This window comes from Cellulomonas chengniuliangii (assembly GCF_024508335.1).
GTDB lineage: Bacteria > Actinomycetota > Actinomycetes > Actinomycetales > Cellulomonadaceae > Cellulomonas_A > Cellulomonas_A chengniuliangii.
Genome location: NZ_CP101988.1, coordinates 3,078,511 through 3,097,808, shown reverse-complemented (window position 1 = coordinate 3,097,808; position 19,298 = coordinate 3,078,511). Strand labels below are relative to the sequence as shown.

17 protein-coding genes are annotated in these 19,298 nt (G+C 73.3%); 14 read left to right on the top strand and 3 right to left on the bottom strand.

Going from position 1 to position 19,298, the window contains the following annotated elements; translation table 11 throughout:
* The first annotated feature begins 105 nt into the window (after positions 1-105).
* The 3 genes from NP064_RS14385 (at position 106) to NP064_RS14375 (ending at position 3,026) form a co-directional block, all read left to right on the top strand.
* Positions 106-1,923: a ribonucleoside triphosphate reductase gene (locus NP064_RS14385; RefSeq protein WP_227570177.1), complete on the top strand. Its 1,818-nt coding sequence runs from the start codon at positions 106-108 to the stop codon at positions 1,921-1,923.
* Positions 1,920-2,606: an anaerobic ribonucleoside-triphosphate reductase activating protein gene (locus tag NP064_RS14380; RefSeq protein ID WP_227570178.1), complete on the top strand. Its 687-nt coding sequence runs from the start codon at positions 1,920-1,922 to the stop codon at positions 2,604-2,606. Before NP064_RS14385 ends, NP064_RS14380 begins: the two co-directional genes overlap by 4 nt.
* A 96-nt stretch (positions 2,607-2,702) precedes the next feature.
* A complete protein-coding gene (locus NP064_RS14375; protein WP_431355868.1) occupies positions 2,703-3,026 on the top strand; it encodes an STAS domain-containing protein in 324 nt (107 codons plus the stop codon).
* 158 nt (positions 3,027-3,184) lie between these two features.
* Here the strand turns inward: NP064_RS14375 and NP064_RS14370 are convergent, their stop codons facing one another.
* From NP064_RS14370 to NP064_RS14360, 3 genes are read right to left on the bottom strand one after another with little or no spacing between them, the layout of a single operon-like run.
* On the bottom strand, positions 3,185-3,727 hold the full coding sequence (locus tag NP064_RS14370) for a sigma-70 family RNA polymerase sigma factor (protein WP_227570180.1): 543 nt from the start codon (positions 3,725-3,727) through the stop codon (positions 3,185-3,187).
* Positions 3,728-3,751: 24 nt separating this feature from the next.
* Positions 3,752-4,984 carry a hypothetical protein gene (locus tag NP064_RS14365; protein ID WP_227570181.1) on the bottom strand — a complete coding sequence of 411 codons (1,233 nt, stop codon included), beginning with the start codon at positions 4,982-4,984 and terminating at the stop codon, positions 3,752-3,754.
* Complete coding sequence (locus NP064_RS14360) at positions 4,981-5,529, bottom strand: sigma-70 family RNA polymerase sigma factor (protein WP_227570182.1); 549 nt, start codon at positions 5,527-5,529, stop codon at positions 4,981-4,983. Before NP064_RS14360 ends, NP064_RS14365 begins: the two co-directional genes overlap by 4 nt.
* 264 nt (positions 5,530-5,793) lie before the next feature.
* Between NP064_RS14360 and NP064_RS14355 the strand changes: the two genes are divergently transcribed.
* The 11 genes from NP064_RS14355 (at position 5,794) to araA (ending at position 18,989) form a co-directional block, all read left to right on the top strand.
* Positions 5,794-8,148: a sodium-translocating pyrophosphatase gene (locus NP064_RS14355; protein ID WP_227570183.1), complete on the top strand. Its 2,355-nt coding sequence runs from the start codon at positions 5,794-5,796 to the stop codon at positions 8,146-8,148.
* Positions 8,149-8,173: 25 nt separating this feature from the next.
* The gene (locus NP064_RS14350; protein ID WP_227570184.1) at positions 8,174-8,857 is read left to right on the top strand and encodes an endonuclease/exonuclease/phosphatase family protein; all 684 of its coding nucleotides are present in this window, start codon (positions 8,174-8,176) and stop codon (positions 8,855-8,857) included.
* Between the two features lie 30 nt (positions 8,858-8,887).
* Positions 8,888-10,513, top strand: a complete 1,626-nt coding sequence (locus NP064_RS14345; protein WP_227570185.1) for a DUF7059 domain-containing protein — start codon at positions 8,888-8,890, stop codon at positions 10,511-10,513.
* Positions 10,514-10,624: 111 nt separating this feature from the next.
* Positions 10,625-11,149, top strand: a complete 525-nt coding sequence (locus NP064_RS14340) for a hypothetical protein (RefSeq protein WP_227570186.1) — start codon at positions 10,625-10,627, stop codon at positions 11,147-11,149.
* 149 nt (positions 11,150-11,298) lie between these two features.
* A complete protein-coding gene (locus NP064_RS14335) occupies positions 11,299-12,084 on the top strand; it encodes an ABC transporter ATP-binding protein (protein ID WP_227570187.1) in 786 nt (261 codons plus the stop codon).
* A complete protein-coding gene (locus NP064_RS14330) occupies positions 12,084-12,815 on the top strand; it encodes an ABC transporter permease (RefSeq protein WP_227570188.1) in 732 nt (243 codons plus the stop codon). Before NP064_RS14335 ends, NP064_RS14330 begins: the two co-directional genes overlap by 1 nt.
* A 55-nt stretch (positions 12,816-12,870) precedes the next feature.
* The gene (gene proC, locus NP064_RS14325) at positions 12,871-13,758 is read left to right on the top strand and encodes a pyrroline-5-carboxylate reductase (protein ID WP_308015233.1); all 888 of its coding nucleotides are present in this window, start codon (positions 12,871-12,873) and stop codon (positions 13,756-13,758) included.
* Positions 13,759-13,856: 98 nt separating this feature from the next.
* Positions 13,857-14,864 carry a LacI family DNA-binding transcriptional regulator gene (locus NP064_RS14320; protein ID WP_227570189.1) on the top strand — a complete coding sequence of 336 codons (1,008 nt, stop codon included), beginning with the start codon at positions 13,857-13,859 and terminating at the stop codon, positions 14,862-14,864.
* A gap of 130 nt (positions 14,865-14,994) precedes the next feature.
* Complete coding sequence (gene araB, locus NP064_RS14315; protein WP_227570190.1) at positions 14,995-16,743, top strand: ribulokinase; 1,749 nt, start codon at positions 14,995-14,997, stop codon at positions 16,741-16,743.
* Positions 16,740-17,426: an L-ribulose-5-phosphate 4-epimerase gene (locus NP064_RS14310; RefSeq protein WP_227570191.1), complete on the top strand. Its 687-nt coding sequence runs from the start codon at positions 16,740-16,742 to the stop codon at positions 17,424-17,426. Before araB ends, NP064_RS14310 begins: the two co-directional genes overlap by 4 nt.
* A 54-nt stretch (positions 17,427-17,480) precedes the next feature.
* A complete protein-coding gene (gene araA, locus NP064_RS14305; protein WP_227570192.1) occupies positions 17,481-18,989 on the top strand; it encodes an L-arabinose isomerase in 1,509 nt (502 codons plus the stop codon).
* Positions 18,990-19,298: the final 309 nt, after the last annotated feature.

Sequence of the window (19,298 nt, the reverse complement as noted above, 5' to 3'; positions counted from 1 at the left end):
GGCTGCCCTCGCCGCAGCGACCCAAGATGGCACATCTTGTTGTCCGATGCCGCGCCCGCCCCCACATGTAGTGGCAATGCGGAGATCTCACTGAGGAGTCGCACCATGGACCATCACCCCGTCGTCGAGGTCGGCTCGTCGATCGACGAGTACCTGGACCGCAGCGACTGGCGGGTGAACGCCAACGCGAACCAGGGGTACTCGCTCGGCGGGATGATCCTCAACACCTCGGGCAAGGTCATCGCCAACTACTGGCTGAGCCACGTGTACTCCCCGGAGATCGGCCGGGCGCACCGCGAGGGCGACCTGCACATCCACGACCTCGACATGTTCGCGGGGTACTGCGCCGGCTGGTCGTTGCGCACCCTGCTCGAGCAAGGGCTCAACGGGGTGCCGGGCAAGGTGGAGGCCCGGGCGCCCAAGCATTTCAGCTCGGCGATCGGCCAGATCGTGAACTTCCTCGGGACGATGCAGAACGAGTGGGCAGGAGCCCAGGCGTTCAGCTCGTTCGACACGTACATGGCGCCGTTCGTGCGGGTCGACCAGCTCACGTACACCCAGGTCCGGCAGGGCATCCAGGAGCTGGTCTACAACCTCAACGTGCCGTCGCGCTGGGGCACCCAGACGCCGTTCACGAACCTCACGTTCGACTGGACCTGCCCCGCCGACCTGCGCGACCAGGCGCCGATGATCGCCGACGAGCCCATGGACTTCACCTACGGCGACCTCCAGGCCGAGATGGACCTGATCAACCGCGCGTACATCGAGGTCATGACGGAGGGCGACGCCTCGGGCCGGGTCTTCACGTTCCCCATCCCGACGTACAACATCACGCACGACTTCCCGTGGGAGTCGGAGAACGCCGAGCGGCTGTTCGAGATGACCGCGAAGTACGGGCTGCCGTACTTCCAGAACTTCCTCAACTCCGAGCTCAAGCCCGGCGACGTGCGGTCGATGTGCTGCCGCCTGCAGCTGGACCTGCGCGAGCTGCTCAAGCGTGGCAACGGGCTGTTCGGATCGGCGGAGCAGACCGGGTCGCTGGGCGTGGTCACGATCAACTGCGCCCGGCTGGGCTACCTGCACCGGGGCGACGAGGCGGTGATGCTCAAGGAGCTGGACCGCCTGCTCGAGCTCGCGCGCGACTCGCTCGAGGTCAAGCGGACCGTCATCCAGAGGTACATCGACGAAGGGCTGTTCCCATACACCAGGCGGTACCTGGGCACCCTGGACAGCCACTTCTCGACGATCGGCGTCAACGGGATCAACGAGATGATCCGCAACTTCACCGACGACGCCGAGGACATCACCACCGAGGCCGGGCACGCGATGGCCGTGCGACTGCTCGACCACGTGCGGGCGCGGATGGTCGAGTTCCAGGAGTCCACCGGGCACATGTACAACCTGGAGGCGACACCCGCCGAGGGCACCACCTACCGGTTCGCCAAGGAGGACAAGAAGCGGTTCTCCGAGATCATCCAGGCGGGCACCCCCGACCACCCGTACTACACGAACTCCTCGCAGCTGCCCGTCGGGTTCACCGACGACCCGTTCGAGGCCCTCGAGCGCCAGGAGGAGCTGCAGGGCAAGTACACCGGCGGGACGGTGCTGCACCTGTACATGTCGGAGCGCATGTCCAGCGCGTCGGCCTGCCGGGAGCTCGTCCGCCGGTCCCTGTCGACGTACCGGCTGCCGTACATCACCATCACCCCGACGTTCTCGATCTGCCCGAGCCACGGCTACCTGGCGGGCGAGCACCCCACCTGCGAGCGCTGCGCCGAGGCCGACCCCGGGGCCGCGCCCGTGGTGTGCGAGGTGTGGACCCGGGTGATGGGCTACCACCGCCCGGTCAGCTCGTTCAACGTGGGCAAGAAGGGCGAGCACGCCGAGCGCGTCCCGTTCCAGGAGTCGGCGATCCTGGTATGACCTCCGACGCCGCGTGCTGCGCAGGGGCTGGCGACGAGCCGACGGCGGACTCGCTGGCGATCGCGGGCATGACCCCGCTGTCGACGTGCGACTGGCCGGACAAGCTCGTCGCGACCCTCTTCCTGCAGGGGTGCCCGTGGCAGTGCACGTACTGCCACAACCCCGGCCTGATCGATCCCCGCGCACCCGGCCAGGTCCCCTGGTCCCGGGTGCGCGGGCTGATGCGCCGCCGGCACGGCCTGCTCGACGGCGTGGTGCTCTCGGGCGGCGAGCCGACCAGGCAGCCAGGGCTGCCGGCGGCCGCCCGAGAGATCCGCGAGGCGGGCTATGGCGTCGGGCTGCACACCTCGGGCGCCTACCCGCGGCGGCTCGCGGCCATGCTGCCGCTGGTCGACTGGATCGGGTTCGACGTGAAGGCCCCCGCCGCGCTGTACCGGGCGATCACCGGTGTGGGGGCCGCCGCCGACGCGGCGTTCACGTCGCTGCGGCTCGTGCTCGACTCGGGGGTCGATGTGCAGGTCCGCACCACCGTCGACCCCACCGTGCTGAGCCCGTCGGACGTCGAGGAGCTGCGGGCCACCCTGCGTCGCCTCGGCGTGCGCCACCATGTGCTGCAGCAGGTGCGCCCCGATGGGACGACCCCGGAGTACCGGGCGGCGCTCGCGGCGGTCAGGCGGGCGTGAGGGAAGGACTGTGGCGCGTGGCGCCAGGCAGCCCTCAAAGGCTGTTTGAATGCTCGTACTAGTGGAACGATGCGGGAGCCAGCGATGGATGTGGGCGTGACCAGCCGAGACGTGGGCGGCCTGACGGTTGTCGAGGTCACGGGCGAGATCGACGTGTTCACCGCGTCGGTGCTCCGGGAGCGCTTGGCCGCCCTCGTCGACGAGGGGCGCGCCGACCTGGTGGTGGATCTGACGCAGGTGGGGTTCATGGACTCGACGGGCCTGGGAGTGCTGCTGGGCGTGCTCAAGAAGGTGCGCGGCGTCGGCGGCAGGCTGCAGCTCGTCATCGACTCCGAGCGGCTGCTGAAGGTCTTCCACATCACGGCGCTGACACAGGTCTTCACCATCCACGAGACGGTGGACGCCGCGCTCGAGGCCTGATCACGGGTCTCAGCCGCTGCGACGGGCCTCGGGCCGGCGGCGCGGCCGGCCCGAGGCCCGTCGGCACCGGGTGGGCCCGCCCCCTGCCGGGCCATCCGGTGGTTCATCGCCGCCCGGCGGGGATGCCGCGGGCAGCCGGTCTCGCGCCGTGGGCGCGGTCAGCGCGTGCTGCTGGTGAGGGTGAGCACTGCTCGTTCGTCGTGGTCGGCGCGCTCGAGAGGGCCGAGGTGCGTCTCGAGCCGGCGCATCGCGTCGCTGAGGTACCGCTTGACGGAGCCCGGCGCGAGGCTGAGCTGTCTGGCGATCTCCGGCACGGTCAGGTCCTCGTAGAAGCGCAGGACGACGCAGGCGCGCTCGCGGGGCGACAGGCCGCCCAGCGCGGCGGTGACGTCGATGCGCTGCGCTGCGGCGCGCTCGGGGCCGGGGCGCGCCTCCTCCCGAGCCAGGAGGTGCCGGATGGCCGCCCAGCGGCGACGCCGCCGGAAGCCGTCGAGGTAGGTGGTCAGCACCGACTGGCGGACGTACCCCTCGATGGCCCGGGGGTCTCGTAGCGAGCGCCGACGGCTGAAGGTCTTGACCAGCGCGTCTTGTACGAGGTCCTCGGCCTCGGCGGCGTCCCCGCACAGCAGGTACGCGTAGCGGGTCAGCGCGGTGCCGCGGAGCCGGACCAGCTCGTCGAGCGCGTCCTCCCAGTCAGCCATGGCCGCGCTTCGTGCCGTCGTGGGTCATCGGACGGTGAGGGTCAGCGGCTCGGCGACCACGGTGCGCAGGTCGGCCACCGGTCGCGCGACCCAGCCGGACGGGCTGACGTCGTCGACCTGCACGTCCAGGACGGGATAGGCGGTGTACTCGCCTGGCGGCAGCGGGATCCCCTCGCAGTCGACCGCGGCGGCGCGCCCGGACGAGAGCTCGAACATGCGGCCAGCGCTGATGACGTCGCCCACGATGGGCACCGCCCCGCCGCCCACGATGACGCCGTGCTGCTCGAAGACGAGCCCGGCGGCGAAGCCCTGCCCGCTGAGCAGACGCGAGCGCGAGGTGCTCGTCACCTCGAGGTCGAAGTCGACGTGCCCGCCGGCGTCGATGACCGGCGGGATCTTGGAGCGGAGCCGCGCCTCGATGCCGTCGACGCTGTTGCTGTCGGGGTCGAACGCCTCGCCGCAGGAGGGGAACCCCGTGCCGGAGAGCGTCGGGAGCGTGATGGCGATCGGGTCGCTGACGGCCACCAGCGCCGCCGAGCCGTCGACGGCGTGGTGCATCGTCCCGGTCTGCCTCAGGTGCACGGCGTACTCGCCGGCCGGGAGGGTCTCGTCGGCGGGGTCGCAGGAGCGGAGCGGGATCGCCGCCGTCCCGGTGGCCATCAGCCGCGAGCCCTCGTCCTCGTTGACGGCGACCTCGGTGATCGCGGGCGCGCCGCGGTCGAGGACGCCGACGATCCGCCCGTCGCCCGCGACCGCCACGGCGTCGAGCGTGTCGAGGGACGTCACGGTGACCTTGGGGGCCGCGGCCGCTGCGTCGCCGCCGCCACGCGAGCCGCCCCGAGCGTCGTGGCCCTCCGTCGAGGCGAGCGCGAACCACAGCCCGAGGCCCGCGTGGCCGGAGGTGAAGGGCGCGATGGGGTGCGCGGCGAGCCGGGCCGGGCTCGTCGTGGCCCACCCCGCCTCGTCGAGGGTGCGCCCGCACAGCGCGGGACCGCTCGCCCTGTCCCGGCCCAGCGCGTTCTCCCCAGAGCTCGCGGGGGGCTTGTCGGTGGCGTGGGTCGAGGGGAGCCCGCCGACGGCGAGCACGGCCACGGCCGCGACCGACAGCACCGCGGTGGCGCCCCGACGGGCGGCCCGCCGGCGCCGGATCCGGGCGACCATGCCGTGGGCCCGCAGGCCCAGCTCGTCGGCCCGCCTGCTGTCCACGGGCGCGGCCTCGGCGAGCCTGCGCAGCTCATCGGCGAGGTCTGTGCTCATCGGGCGCTCCTTGCGGTGGCGACGAGCACGACGTCGTGCTCCTCGTGGAGGTCGGGGGGCATGGATCCGAGGCGGTCCTCGAGGCGGCGGACCGCGTCGCTCAGGTAACGCTTGACCGTCCCGGGGGCCAGCGAGAGGCGGTGCGCGATCTCCGGCACGGTCAGGTCCTCGTAGAACCGGAGCACGACGCACGCTCGCTCGCGCGGGCTGAGCGCGCCGAGGGCGGCTTCCAGGTCGATCCGGTCGGACGACGTCTGGTCGGGCCCGAGCCGCGTCTCCGGGCGCGCGGCGAGGTGGCGGATCGCCGCCCAGCGCTGGCGGCGGCGGAACCCGTCGACGTACGTGGTGAGGATCGCCTGGCGGACGTACGCCTCGATGGAGCCCGAGTCGTGCAGCAGGCGGCTGCGGCTGAACGTCTTGACCAGCGCGTCCTGCACCAGGTCCTCGGCCTCGCGGTGGTCGCCGCTCAGCAGGTACGCGTACCGGGTCAGGGCGACGCCACGGCTGCGCACCAGCTCGTCGAGCGCGCGTGCCCAGTCGGCCATCGGTCCCTCCCGTCCTGCTCTGATCGCTCGTCGTGCCGCGTGCGGTCGCACGCGCAGATCTGCCCGGTCACACTCCTCCACGAACGGCGAGCCGGAAACGTTGGGGCTGCCCGGCATCATCCCGTCCTGGGCCGTCTGGTGGAAGCCCGGGTCCCGCCCAGGCCAGGGGCGATATGTCTGACTAGACTTCGCGGGTCTGCACGGCAACGGGGCCGTGCGGCAGGGGTGTGGTCAGGGGGCCGCGCCTGTGCCCGAGGAGGTCGCATGCTCACGCTCGGACCGACGAGCCTCACCATCGTCAGTGTCATCGCCGCCGTCGCCGTCGCCGCGTTGCTCTACGCGGTGGTGCTGCGCCGCCAGGTGCTCGCCGCGGACGAGGGCACCGCGTCGATGCAGCGGATCGCCACGGCGGTGCAGGAGGGCGCCTCCGCGTACCTGTCGCGGCAGTTCCGCACGCTCGTGCTGTTCGCCGCTGTGGTCTTCGGGCTGCTGTTCCTGCTGCCAGGCGACGCCGGGGTCAAGGTCGGCCGGTCAGTGTTCTTCGTGCTGGGAGCCGGCTTCTCCGCGGCGATCGGGTTCCTGGGGATGTGGCTGGCGACCCGGGCGAACGTGCGCGTCGCCGCAGCGGCGTCGTTGCCGGGAGGCCGGGCGGAGGGCGCGCGCATCGCGTTCCGCACCGGCGGGGTGGTCGGCATGTGCGTCGTGGGCCTGGGCCTGCTCGGCGCGGCGTCGGTGGTGCTGATCTACCGTGGCGAGGCGCCCGCCGTCCTGGAGGGCTTCGGCTTCGGGGCCGCGCTGCTCGCGATGTTCATGCGGGTGGGCGGCGGCATCTTCACCAAGGCGGCCGACGTGGGCGCGGACCTGGTCGGCAAGGTCGAGCAGGGCATCCCCGAGGACGACGCGCGCAACGCGGCCACCATCGCGGACAACGTGGGCGACAACGTCGGCGACTGCGCGGGCATGGCGGCCGACCTCTTCGAGTCGTACGCGGTGACCCTCGTGGCGGCGCTGATCCTCGGCAAGGCGGCCTTCGGGGAGCACGGGCTCGTCTTCCCGCTGATCGTGACCGCCATCGGCGCGCTGGTCGCGGTGCTGGGGGTCCTCGTCACGCGGGTGCGCGGCGAGGAGGGCGGCCTCGCGGCCATCAACCGGGGCTTCTACACCGCGGCGCTCGTGGGCGTGCTGCTGGCCGCAGTCGCGGCGTTCGCCTACCTGCCCGACACCTTCGCCGAGCTGGTCGGCGGCACCGCAGGGCTCGAGGGGCACGGCGGCGACCCGCGGCTGATCGCGGCGGTGGCCGTGGCCATCGGCGTCGTCCTCGCCGGCGTCATCCTGCGGGTCACCGGCTACTTCACCGGCACCACGTCGAAGCCGACGCTGCACGTGGCGCGCACCTCGCTGACCGGGGCGGCCACCGTGGTCCTGTCCGGCATCGGGGTCGGCTTCGAGTCGGCCGTGTACACCGCGGGCATCATCGCCGCCGCCATCTGCGGTGTGTTCCTGCTCGCCGGCGGGTCGATCCCGCTCGCGCTCTTCCTCATCGCGCTGGCCGGGTGCGGCCTGCTCACCACGGTGGGCGTGATCGTGGCGATGGACACCTTCGGCCCGGTGAGCGACAACGCCCAGGGGATCGCGGAGATGTCGGGCGACGTCACCGACGAGGGCGCGAAGATCCTCACCGACCTGGACGCCGTCGGCAACACCACCAAGGCCGTCACCAAGGGGATCGCGATCGCCACGGCGGTGCTCGCGGCGACCGCGCTGTTCGGGGCCTACGCGGAGTCGGTGAACCGGGCCCTGGCCGGCTTGGCGCCGGTGACCTCGGACATCGTGGCCTCGATGCTCACCTACTCGATCATCTCGCCGATCACGCTGGTCGGGGTGGTGCTCGGCGGGGCGACCGTGTTCCTGTTCTCGGGCCTGGCCATCGACGCCGTGACGCGTGCGGCGGGCGCCATCGTCTTCGAGGTGCGCCGCCAGTTCCGGGAGAACCCCGGGATCATGACCGGCGAGGTGCGGCCCGAGTACGGGCGCGTGGTGGACATCTGCACCCGGGACTCGCTGCGGGAGCTCGCGACGCCCGGCCTGCTCGCCGCGTTCGCGCCGATCGCCGTCGGCTTCGGCCTGGGCGTCGGCCCGCTCGCCGGGTTCCTCGCCGGGGCCATCGCCACCGGCGTGCTGATGGCCGTGTTCCTGGCCAACGCGGGCGGCGCCTGGGACAACGCGAAGAAGATCGTCGAGGACGGCCACTACGGCGGCAAGAACTCCGAGGCGCACGCGGCCGTGGTCATCGGCGACACCGTGGGCGACCCGTTCAAGGACACCGCGGGGCCGGCCATCAACCCGCTGATCAAGGTGATGAACCTGGTGGCGCTGCTGATCGCCCCCGCGATCGTGGCCATCAGCGTGGGCGACGGCGCGAACCACCCGGCGCGGATCGCGATCGCGTCCGTGGCCACGCTGATCGCGTTCGGCGCCGTGATCCTGTCCCGGCTGCGGGCGGCGCGGGTCGACCGCGAGGGGATGTTAGAGGTCGAGGCCGGGCCTGCCGCGCCGCAGCCGATATCGAGCGGCGCCCGCGCGGGGCATGGCCGGGCGGAGGAGAGGGTGCGGGACTAGCCGGGGGGCGAGAGCGATGCGAGTCATGTCGTACAACCTGAAAGGGCTGCAGCTCGACGAGAACGCCGCCGTGGCCGTGGTGCGGTTGGCGCAGGTGGACGTGCTGGGCGTGCAGGAGCCGCCACGGGGGCCGCTGCGCAAGGCGCGGCTGCGCCGGTGGGCGGAGCGCGCCGGGCTGCGCGTCGTGGTGGACGACTTCGCCGCCCGCACCACGGCGCTGCTCGCGCGCCCCGACGCCGTGGTGGAGGCCCCCCGTGCGCACCGGCTGCCCTGGCGGGTGGGCTGGACGCGGCGGGGGTTCGCCACGGCCCGGGTCGACGGCGTCGAGGTGGTGGTGCTGCACCTGTCGGTGCATCCGGAGGAGCGCGCCCGCCACCTCGACCTGGTCGAGGCGTACCTCGCGCAGGTGCAGGGGCCGCTGGTGGTGGTCGGCGACCTCAACGAGGGGCCTGACGGCCCGGCGTGGCAGCGGCTGGCCCGCTACGCCCAGGACACCGCGGGCGGCCGTGCCGCCCCGACCTTCCGCGCCTCGGGCCCCCGGCACCGGATCGACGCGGTGCTCGCCTCGCCCGAGCTCGAGGCCCGGAAGTCGCGCGTCCTGCGCGACGCCGCTGCCCGGCGTGCCAGCGACCACCTGCCGCTGGTGGTGGACGTCGCCGGGGTGGACGCCGCGGGGGAGGACGTCGGGGCGGGCTCCTCGCGGGTCTGAGCCGGCGGCCGCACGCGGGAGGATGGTCGGGTGGACGACACCATCGGGACCCCCCGCACCGACCCCGCCCTGCTGGCAGCGCTGCGACGCGACCTGACCGGCTCCGCGTTCACCGTCGACGGGGTCGAAGGGCTGCTGGGGCCCGTGGCCTCGGCCGCGTTGCACCGTGAGGAGGCGTTGCCCGCGCTGCGCGCCACCGCGGGCAGCCGCGACCCCCGCGCGACGCTGACGCGCCTGTTCGTGCTCGGCGTGGACGTGCCGCGGGCGCAGGCGGAGCGGGCGCTGGGCTCGCTGACGGTCGACGGCGCCCGGCGCCTCGGCCTGGTGGACGCGGCAGGGGCCGGGCCGGACGACGCCGTGCGGGCGCTCGTCGACCTGCGCCCCTACGAGGCGGCGGACGGGCTGGGCGCCGGTGGGCTCGACAGCGGTGGGCTCGACGGCAGCACGCCGAGCGTCGTCGACTGGTGGATCGCCTCGGACCTGGGCGAGCTGGCCACCGGCGCCGCGTTGCGCACCGACCACGTGCTGGGCGTGGGCGGCGCCTCGACCACCCTGGCCCAGGTGACGGTGCGGGGGCCGCGCGGGCGGGTGCTCGACCTGGGCACCGGATGCGGCATCCAAGGGCTGCACGCCAGCCGGCACGCCGAGCACGTGGTCGGCACCGACATCTCCCGGCGGGCGCTGGCCTTCGCGCGGTTCAACGCGAGCCTGGCGGGCCTAGGGGAGGACCGCTTCGAGCTGCGCGAGGGCTCCATGCTCGAGCCCGCTGTGAGGCCCGGCGAGCCGCTGTTCGACCTGGTCGTGTCCAACCCGCCCTTCGTGATCACACCCCGGGCGCACGGCGGCGCGGCCGGGGACGGCGCCGTGCCGGTCTACGAGTACCGCGACGGCGGCCGCACGGGCGACGCGATCGTGCGCGAGCTGGTGACGGGCGTGGGCCGGGTGCTGGCGCCCGGTGGCGTCGCCCAGCTGCTGGGGAACTGGGAGGTGCGCCGGGGAGAGGACTGGTCCGAGCGCGTCGGGCAGTGGATCGAGGAGTCCGGGCTCGACGGCTGGGTGGTGCAGCGCGAGCTCCAGGACCCGGCCCAGTACGCCGAGACGTGGATCCGCGACGGCGGCACCACCCCCGACCGCGACCGTGCGGCGTGGGACGAGCGGTACGCCGCGTGGCTCGACGACTTCGCCTCGCGCGACGTCGAGGCCATCGGGTTCGGGATCGTCACGCTGCGCCGACCCGAGCACGGCGCGCCCAGCCTGCGGCGGCTCGAGGAGGTCACGGGCACGGTGCGCCAGCCGCTCGGGCCGTGGATCGAGTCAAGCCTTGCGGCCCACGACTGGCTGACGGCGCGCGACGACGACGCTCTGGCCCGCGAGCGGCTCGTCGTCGCCGGCGACGTCACCGAGGAGCGGTACCTGACCCCTGGGGCCGACGACCCCTCCATCGTGCTGCTCCGCCAGGGCGGCGGACTGGGCCGCACGGTGCGCACCGGGACCGCCCTGGCGGGCCTGGTGGGCGCCTGCGACGGCGAGCTGAGCCTCGGGCAGATCGTCGCGGCGCTCGGCTCCCTGCTGGACGCTCCCGCCGCCGACGTCGCGGCGGACGTGCTGCCGGGTGTGCGAGGGCTCGTCCGGGACGGTCTGCTGCTCCCGGCGTGACCCGGGACTCTCCGACCCGGGACTCTCAGGCGGGCCACAGCCGGCGCCAGGAGCCGGCTCAGCCGCCCGCCCGAGGATCGACCTCACCGACATCCCTCGGAGGAGGCACCCATGGAGAACACCCCGAACACCAACGCCCACCAGAGCAGCACCCCGGAGACCTCCGCCCCGGCGCCCACGACGGCCCCGGCGGCCGCGCCTGCGACTGCCGTGCCGGCCGCGACCGCGCCGACCCGCGGCCGCCGTGTCCTGGCGGCCGTCGGCGGCGTGCTCGGCGCGCTGCTCCTGTTCTTCGGCGGCGTCGTCGTCGGCCACGTGGCCACCCCGGGTGACGCGCCCCGCGGCCCGGCCGGTGTGAGCGCCGATCGGGCCCCGGGCGGCGGCGACGGTCCCGGCCTGCGCGGCGGCCCGGGCGGACGCGAGGACAGCGCCCCCGGCCAGGACGACCCCGGCCAGCAGCGCGACGACCGAGGCGGCGAGCGCGGCGACCAGGGCGAGCGGGGCGGCCAGGGTCAGCCCGGCGACCAGGGCGAGCGGGGCGGCCAGGGCGAGCCCGGCGAGCAGGGCCAGCCCGGCGGGCAGGGGCAAGGCCAGCAGGGTGAGGACGCCGGCTCTGCGGAGGGCGCGACGCTCTGACCTGCCAGCCCCACCGACCGACCTGGCGACCGCGTCGCCGGGAGCCGTCTTGCGCAGCGTCCGCCGTGCGGCCAGTGTTCGTCGTATGACCGACACCGGCCAGCACGGCGGACGCTGCCGCGCGGGGCGACGAGACGCCCGGCGGCGAGATGCCTGACGTCAGAGCGCCTGCGGGCGGCGCGCCAGGGGCCCGGGCGCCCGGGCCAGCGGTGCGGGCGACCGACCTGCGGGTGGTCCGCGGTGGGCGCCGCGGGACGCTGGCGCTCGACGGGGTGACCCTGACGGTCCCCTCTGGCGTGATCGTCGGCGTGCTCGGCCCGAGCGGCAGCGGCAAGTCGACGCTGCTGCGCGCGATCGTCGGCGTGCAGGTGATCACGTCGGGCTCGATCGAGGTGCTGGGGCTCCCTGCGGGCAGCACGGGCCTCCGTCGTCGCCTCGGCTACGTCACGCAGGCCCCGAGCGTGTACGGCGACCTGACGGTGCAGCGGAACCTGCGGTATCTCGGCGCCGTGGTGGGCGCCCCGGCCAGCGACGTGGGCAGGGTGCTGGACGAGGTGGACCTGGTGGACTGCGCGCACCGCCGGGTCGACTCGCTCTCCGGCGGGCAGCGCTCGCGGGTGTCGCTCGCGGCGGCGTTGCTCGGCACGCCCGAGCTGCTGGTGCTCGACGAGCCGACCGTCGGCCTGGACCCGGTGCTGCGGCGGGACCTGTGGGACCTGTTCGGGCGGTTGCGCGAGCGGGGCACGACGCTGCTTGTGTCGAGCCACGTGATGGACGAGGCCACCCGGTGCGACCGACTGCTGCTGCTCCGGGACGGCCACGTCATCGCCGACGACACCCTGCCCGGGCTACTGGCCCGAACCGGCACGAGCGACGTGGACGCCGCCTTCCTGGCGTTGATCGAGGGCCAGCCGCCGAACGGCAGGGGGTCGTGATGAGCGCGGCGTTGACCTTCGCGACCGCCCGCCGGGTGCTGGCCCAGGTGCGCGCCGACCCGCGCACCCTCGGGCTCGTGATCGTGCTGCCGTGCCTGCTGCTGTGGCTGGTCGCGTGGATGTTCGAGGGCACCGACGTGCTCGACCGGTTCGGGCCCTTGCTGCTGGGGTTGTTCCCGCTGATCGTGATGTTCCTGGTCACGAGCGTCGCGACGCTGCGGGAGCGCACCTCGGGGACCTTGGAGCGGTTGATGGCCTCGCCTATCGGGCGGGCCGACCTGATCGGCGGCTACGCGCTCGGCTTCGGCGTGCTGGCCGTGGTGCAGGGCCTGGTGCTCACCGGCGTCGCGGTCGGCCTGCTGGGCATGGACGTCGCCGGGCCGTTGTGGGTGGTGATGCTGGTGGCGGTGCTGGACGCGATCCTCGGAGCCACCCTGGGGTTGGCCGCGTCCGCGTTGGCCCGCACCGAGTTCCAGGCGGTGCAGCTGATGCCGCTGTTCGTCTTCCCGCAGCTCATCACCTGCGGCCTGTTCATGCCGCGCGACCAGATGCCCGCGGTGCTCGAGGCGGTCTCCCGGGTGCTGCCGCTGACCTACGGCGTGGACGCGTTGCAGCGGTTGGCGGCAGGGGAGGGGTTCGCGGACGTGCGCGGCGATGTGCTGGTGATCGCCGGGTTCATCGTGGGCGCGGTGCTGGTGGGCGCGACGACGTTGCGGCGCCAGACCCCGTAGTCGGCGCGCGTGAGCCCTGCGCGGGTGACGACGTGCGGATGGATACGCTCGTCGGGTGGCGCCAGCCGGTGTCCACGCGCTGGGCTGCACGGAGAGGCTGACGATGTCGGACGGGACGACGGACGCACGGCGTCCGCAGGTGGCGGTGCTCGGCGGCGGGGTGATGGGCGAGACGATCGTCTCGGCGCTGCTGCAGGCCGGGTGGGCGCCCGAGGACGTCGACGTGACCGAGCGCTCGGCGCTGCGGGCCAACGAGCTGTCCGAGCGGCACGGCGTGCGCTCGTGCGACTCGAACGCGAAGGTCGCGCGTCGCGCGGACGTGCTGGTCGTCGCGGTCAAGCCGAACGTGGTGGGCGAGGTGCTGGCCGAGGTGTCCCCGGTGCTGCGCCCCGGCACGGTGGTGGTGACGATCGCCGCCGGGCTGCCGATCAGCTTCTACGAGCAGCGGCTCCCCGAGGGCGCCGCCGTGGTGCGGGTCATGCCGAACACCCCGGCCGTGGTGGGGCGCGGCGTGAGCGTGATCTCCGCCGGCACGCACGCTGGAGCCGAGGACATGGCCCTGGTGCGCCGGATCCTGGCGGCGACGGGCATCGTCGTCGAGGCGCCCGAGAAGGACCTCGACGCCGTGACCGCGATCTCTGGATCGGGCCCGGCGTACGCGTTCTACCTGATCGACGCCATGGCCGAGGCCGGCGTGCTGCTGGGGTTGTCGCGGGACGTGGCGACGACCCTCGCGGTGGGGACGGTGCAGGGCGCCGCGACCCTCGCCCAGCAGGGTGGCGAGCACCCGGCGATCCTGCGGGAGCGGGTGTCCTCCCCGGGCGGCACCACGGTGGCGGCGGTGCGCGAGCTCGACGCCCATGGTGTGCGGGCGGCCGTGGTGGCCGCCGCCGAGGCCGCGCGGGACCGCTCGCGCGAGCTCGGCGCCGAGTACGCGGGCTAGCACCGATGCCATCGGAGCCTCGGCTCTCCGGCGACTCGGGCCGCGGGCCACGGGAGGGCGGCGCGGGGCCGTCCGGGCGTCGCCGTCGCCCGCCGGCGATGAGCGACGTCGCCGAGGTCGCGGGCGTGTCCCACCAGACCGTCTCTCGGGTGCTCAACGATCATCCCAGCGTGCGCCCGGAGACCCGCGACCGGGTGCTCGCGGCGATCAGCGAGCTCGGGTACCGGCGCAACAGCGCGGCCCGGGCCCTGGTGACGCGGCGCTCGGGGACGATCGGCGTGGTGACCACGGGCTCGTTGCTGTACGGGCCGACGAGCACGCTCGTGGGGCTCGAGGAGGCGGCGCGTGACGCCGGCTACTTCGTCAGCGTGGCGACGATCAGCGGGTTCGACGCGGCGACCATGCACGGCGCCCTCGAGCACTTCATGGGCCAGGGGGTCGAGGGGATCGTCATCATCGCGCCCCAGGTCGAGGTGATGCGGGCCGTGGAGGACTTCGACGCGCCGGTGCCGGTGGTGATGATCAGCTCGGCCGACCAGCCGGACGCGGTGCGGCTGCACACCGTGTCGGTGGACCAGTTCGACGGGGCGCGCCAGGCCACCCGGCACCTGCTGGCGGCGGGCGGCGGCGAGGTGGCGCACGTGGCCGGGCCGCTGGACTGGTTCGACGCGCAGGACCGCCTGGCCGGGTGGCGTGCCGAGTGCGCCGCCGCGGGGGTGGCCGCGCCGGAGCCGATCGAGGCGGACTGGACGGCCGAGCGGGGTTACGCGGTGGGCCGGGCGATGGTCCGCGAGGGCGCCCCCTCGGCGGTGTTCGCGGCGAACGACCAGCTCGCGCTCGGCCTGCTGCGCGCGTTCTGGGAGGGCGGCGTGCGCCTGCCGCAGGACGTGGCGCTGGCGGGCTTCGACGACGTGACCGGGTCGGCGTACTTCACGCCGCCGCTGACCACGGTGCGGCAGGACTTCGCGGCGCTCGGCAGGCTGACGATCGAGGCGTTGACGGCGGCGCTCGAGGGGCGCTCGGTGACGCGCCACACCCTCCCGGCGGAGCTCGTGGTGCGGGCCAGCTCGTGGAGCGGGCGGCCCGCCTCCCGGGTGGGGGAGTGACGCCCCCGGCTCCTTGACGGCCATCCTGATGTTAGCGTTAACATTGGTCTTGGCCGCCGGCGTCCGCTGGTGGCCACGAGCCCGGCGGACGTCAGCGGTCCTCCATGTGGGGACGCTGGTTCTGGCGGCGATGAGGCCCGACGGACAGGACGACGACATGACGGTGGACCCGCAGCGAGCCCTCGTGGTGGGCGTGGACTATGGAACCCTCTCCGGGCGCGCGGTGGTCGTCCGCGTGCACGACGGCGCCGAGCTCGGATCGGGCGTGCACGCCTACCCGCACGCCGTGATGGACAGCCAGCTCACGGCGGGCCCCGCCGCCGAGGCGGGGGAGCCGGTGGCCCTGGCCCCCGAGTGGGCGCTGCAGGTCCCGGCCGACTACGTCGACGTGCTCAAGACGGCAGTGCCCGCGGCCCTCGCCGCCGCGCAGGCCGAGCACGGCATCGACGTGAACGACGTCATCGGCATCGGCACCGACTTCACCGCCTGCACCATGGTCCCGACCACGGCCGACGGCACGCCGCTGTGCGAGCTGCCCGAGTTCGCGGACCGGCCGCACGCGTACGTCAAGCTGTGGAAGCACCACGCCGCGCAGTCGCACGCCGACCGCATCAACGCCCTCGCCCACGAGCGCGGCGAGGCGTGGATCAACCGCTACGGCGGCCTCATCTCCTCCGAGTGGGAGTTCGCGAAGGGCCTGCAGCTCCTCGAGGAGGACCGCGAGGTCTACGACGCCATGGACCACTGGGTCGAGGCGGCGGACTGGATCGTCTGGCAGCTCGGCGGGCGCTACGTGCGCAACGCCTGCACCGCGGGCTACAAGGGCATCTACCAGGACGGGGAGTACCCGAGCACGGACTTCCTCGCCGCGCTGAACCCGGAGTTCGCCGGCTTCGTCGCCGACAAGGTCGAGCACGAGATCGGCCAGCTCGGCGCCCCCGCCGGGCGGCTCACCGCCGAGGCCGCGGCCTGGACCGGGCTGCCGAAGGGCATCGCCGTCGCCGTCGGCAACGTCGACGCGCACGTCACCGCCCCGGCCGCGAACGCCGTCGAGCCCGGCCAGATGGTCGCGATCATGGGCACCTCCACCTGCCATGTGATGAACGGCGACGAGCTGCACCAGGTCCCGGGCATGTGCGGTGTCGTGGACGGCGGCATCGTCGAGGGCCTGTGGGGCTACGAGGCCGGCCAGAGCGGCGTGGGCGACATCTTCGGCTGGTTCGTCGACAACGGCGTGCCGCCGGCCTACGTCACCGCAGCCGCCGAGCGCGGGCTGTCCGTGCACCAGTACCTCACCGAGCTCGCCGCCGAGCAGCAGATCGGCGAGCACGGCCTGATCGCCCTCGACTGGCACTCCGGCAACCGATCGGTGCTGGTGGACCACGAGCTCTCCGGCATCGTGGTGGGGCAGACGCTCGCCACCAAGCCCGAGGACACGTACCGGGCGCTGCTGGAGGCCACGGCCTTCGGCACGCGGACCATCGTCGAGGCGTTCACCTCCTCGGGGGTGCCGGTCACCGAGCTGGTCGTGGCGGGCGGCCTGCTGAAGAACGCCCTGCTCATGCAGATCTACGCGGACGTGACGCGCCTGCCGCTCAGCACCATCGCCTCCGACCAGGGCCCCGCGCTCGGCTCCGCCATCCACGCGGCCGTCGCCGCGGGCGCGTACCCGGATGTGCGCACCGCCGCCAAGTCGATGGGCAAGCGCACCGTCGCCGCCTACACGCCCATCGAGGAGAACTCGCAGCGGTACGACGCGCTGTTCGCCGAGTACTCGACGCTGCACGACTACTTCGGCCGCGGCGCCAACGAGGTCATGCACCGGCTCAAGGCCATCCGCCGCGAGGCGCGCGCCGATCGTCTGGGGGCGGACGCGTGAGCGGGCTGGCGCAGTTCTCCGCCGAGGTCCAGGCCGAGGTCGCGCGGGTCCGCGAGGTCGTCTCCGCTCTGCACGCGGAGCTGCCCCGCTGGGGTCTGGTGGTGTGGACCGCGGGCAACGTCTCGCAGCGGGTGGCCGGGGCGGACCTGTTCGTCATCAAGCCCTCGGGCGTGACCTATGACGAGCTGACCCCGGAGTCGATGGTCGTGTGCGACCTCGACGGGAACCTGGTGGACGGCGACCGCTCGCCGTCCTCGGACACCGCGGCGCATGCCTACGTGTACCGGAACATGCCCGAGGTGGGCGGCGTGGTGCACACGCACTCGACGTACGCCACGGCGTGGGCGGCCCGCGCCGAGCCCGTGCCCTGCGTGCTGACGATGATGGCCGACGAGTTCGGCGGGGACATCCCCATCGGCCCGTTCGCGCTGATCGGCGACGACTCGATCGGGCAGGGCATCGTCGAGACGCTCAAGGGCTCGCGCAGCCCGGCCGTGCTGATGCGCAACCACGGGCCGTTCACGATCGGCAAGGACGCCAAGGCCGCCGTGAAGGCCGCGGTCATGGTCGAGGAGGTCGCCCGGACGGTGCACATCTCGCGCCAGCTCGGCGAGCCGCTGCCGATCGCGCACGAGCACATCGACTCGCTGTACGACAGGTACCAGAACGTCTACGGGCGCTGAGCCCGACCGCGCCACCCCGCTCGTCCCGCACCACGAGACCCCAGGAGCATCCGCATGAGCAAGCCGTACGCCGACCGCGAGGTCTGGTTCCTCACCGGCAGCCAGGACCTGTACGGCGAGGAGACGCTGCGCCAGGTCGCCGAGCAGTCGCAGGAGATCGCCCGCGCGCTGGACGCGTCCTCGGACGTGCCGGTGAGCATCGTGTGGAAGCCGGTGCTGAAGGACTCGGCGTCGATCCGCCGTGCGGCCCTCGACGCGAACAGCGACGACAAGGTCATCGGCGTCATCGCGTGGATGCACACGTTCTCCCCGGCGAAGATGTGGATCGCCGGCCTGGACGCGCTGCGCACCCCGCTGCTGCACCTGCACACGCAGGCCAACGTCGAGCTGCCGTGGGACAGCATCGACATGGACTTCATGAACCTCAACCAGGCCGCGCACGGCGACCGCGAGTTCGGGTACATCCAGTCGCGCCTGGGCGTGGCGCGCAAGACCGTCGTGGGGCACCACTCGAACCCGGTGGTCGCGAAGTCGATCGGCACATGGGTGCGGGCCGCCGCGGGCTGGGCCACGATGCACGACACCCGCCTGGCGCGGTTCGGCGACAACATGCGCAACGTCGCGGTGACCGAGGGCGACAAGACCGAGGCGGAGCTGCGGTTCGGCGTCTCGGTGAACACGTGGGCTGTGAACGAGCTCGTCGAGGCCGTCGAGGCTGTCGCCGACGCGGACGTCGACGCGCTGGTGGCGGAGTACGAGGAGCTCTACGACGTCGTCCCCGAGCTCCGCAAGGGCGGGGAGCGGCACGAGTCGCTGCGCTACGGCGCCCGTCAGGAGCTCGCGCTGCTGTCCTTCCTGGGCGAGTTGGGCGCCACGGCCTTCACCACGAACTTCGAGGACCTGGGCGCGCTGCGCCAGCTCCCCGGGCTGGCCGTGCAGCGTCTGATGGCGCAAGGCTACGGCTTCGGCGCCGAGGGCGACTGGAAGACGGCGCTGCTGGTTCGGGCCGCGAAGGTCATGGGCGAGGGGCTGCCTGGCGGCGCGTCGCTGATGGAGGACTACACCTACAACATGGTGCCCGGCGCGGAGAAGATCCTCGGCGCGCACATGCTCGAGATCTGCCCGACCCTGACCACGTCCAAGCCGAAGCTCGAGATCCACCCGCTCGGCATCGGCGGCAAGGAGGACCCGGTCCGCCTGGTCTTCGACACCGACCCGGGCAAGGGCGTCGTCGTGGCGTTGTCCGACATGCGCGACCGCTTCCGCCTGACGGCGAACGTGGTGGACGTGGTGGCCCCCGACGCCGAGCTGCCGAACCTGCCGGTGGCGCGCGCGGTGTGGGTGCCCGAGCCGGACTTCGCGACGTCCGCCGAGGCGTGGCTGACCGCCGGGGCGGCGCACCACACGGTGCTCACGACGGCGGTGGGGCTCGAGGTCTGGGAGGACTTCGCGGAGATCGCCCGCACCGAGCTGCTGGTGATCGACAAGGACACCACCCGGCGCGGTTTCAAGGACGCGATCCGGTGGAACGCGGCGTACTACCGCCTGGCGCAGGGCATCTGACATGGCGTGATGCGAGCGGCTAGTCCGTTCGACAAATGAACAGAACGTGACGCCCCGGCTTCCCGAGAGGAGGCCGGGGCGTCTGTTATTGATCTGCAACCTTCGTTCATCCCGTTCTGTCTTGACGAAATGAAGACAAGAGTCGAAGGTTGGGGTCGTGCTCGAAGAAGAGTCGAACTCATCGGTCGCTGACCGGGCCGGACGGGCAGGCGCTGTCGCCTCACCGCAGCCGGCGCGATGACGTCCACCCCTCGCGCACGCGCATCAACCGGCCGCCACCTCGGTCCCCCGGGGCGGCCGGTCCCTGAC

Excerpts from the sequence above, each read along its gene's own strand:
- NP064_RS14320 (WP_227570189.1), top strand. The coding sequence starts at position 13,857 with ATGAGCGACGTCGCCGAGGTCGCGGGCGTGTCCCACCAGACCGTCTCT.
- NP064_RS14340 (WP_227570186.1), top strand. The coding sequence starts at position 10,625 with ATGGAGAACACCCCGAACACCAACGCCCACCAGAGCAGCACCCCGGAG.
- NP064_RS14355 (WP_227570183.1), top strand. The coding sequence starts at position 5,794 with ATGCTCACGCTCGGACCGACGAGCCTCACCATCGTCAGTGTCATCGCC.
- NP064_RS14335 (WP_227570187.1), top strand. The coding sequence starts at position 11,299 with ATGCCTGACGTCAGAGCGCCTGCGGGCGGCGCGCCAGGGGCCCGGGCG.
- araA (WP_227570192.1), top strand. The coding sequence starts at position 17,481 with ATGAGCAAGCCGTACGCCGACCGCGAGGTCTGGTTCCTCACCGGCAGC.
- NP064_RS14385 (WP_227570177.1), top strand. The coding sequence starts at position 106 with ATGGACCATCACCCCGTCGTCGAGGTCGGCTCGTCGATCGACGAGTAC.
- NP064_RS14330 (WP_227570188.1), top strand. The coding sequence starts at position 12,084 with ATGAGCGCGGCGTTGACCTTCGCGACCGCCCGCCGGGTGCTGGCCCAG.
- NP064_RS14380 (WP_227570178.1), top strand. The coding sequence starts at position 1,920 with ATGACCTCCGACGCCGCGTGCTGCGCAGGGGCTGGCGACGAGCCGACG.
- araB (WP_227570190.1), top strand. The coding sequence starts at position 14,995 with ATGAGGCCCGACGGACAGGACGACGACATGACGGTGGACCCGCAGCGA.
- NP064_RS14360 (WP_227570182.1), bottom strand. The coding sequence starts at position 5,529 with ATGGCCGACTGGGCACGCGCGCTCGACGAGCTGGTGCGCAGCCGTGGC.
- NP064_RS14370 (WP_227570180.1), bottom strand. The coding sequence starts at position 3,727 with ATGGCTGACTGGGAGGACGCGCTCGACGAGCTGGTCCGGCTCCGCGGC.
- NP064_RS14350 (WP_227570184.1), top strand. The coding sequence starts at position 8,174 with ATGTCGTACAACCTGAAAGGGCTGCAGCTCGACGAGAACGCCGCCGTG.
- NP064_RS14365 (WP_227570181.1), bottom strand. The coding sequence starts at position 4,984 with ATGAGCACAGACCTCGCCGATGAGCTGCGCAGGCTCGCCGAGGCCGCG.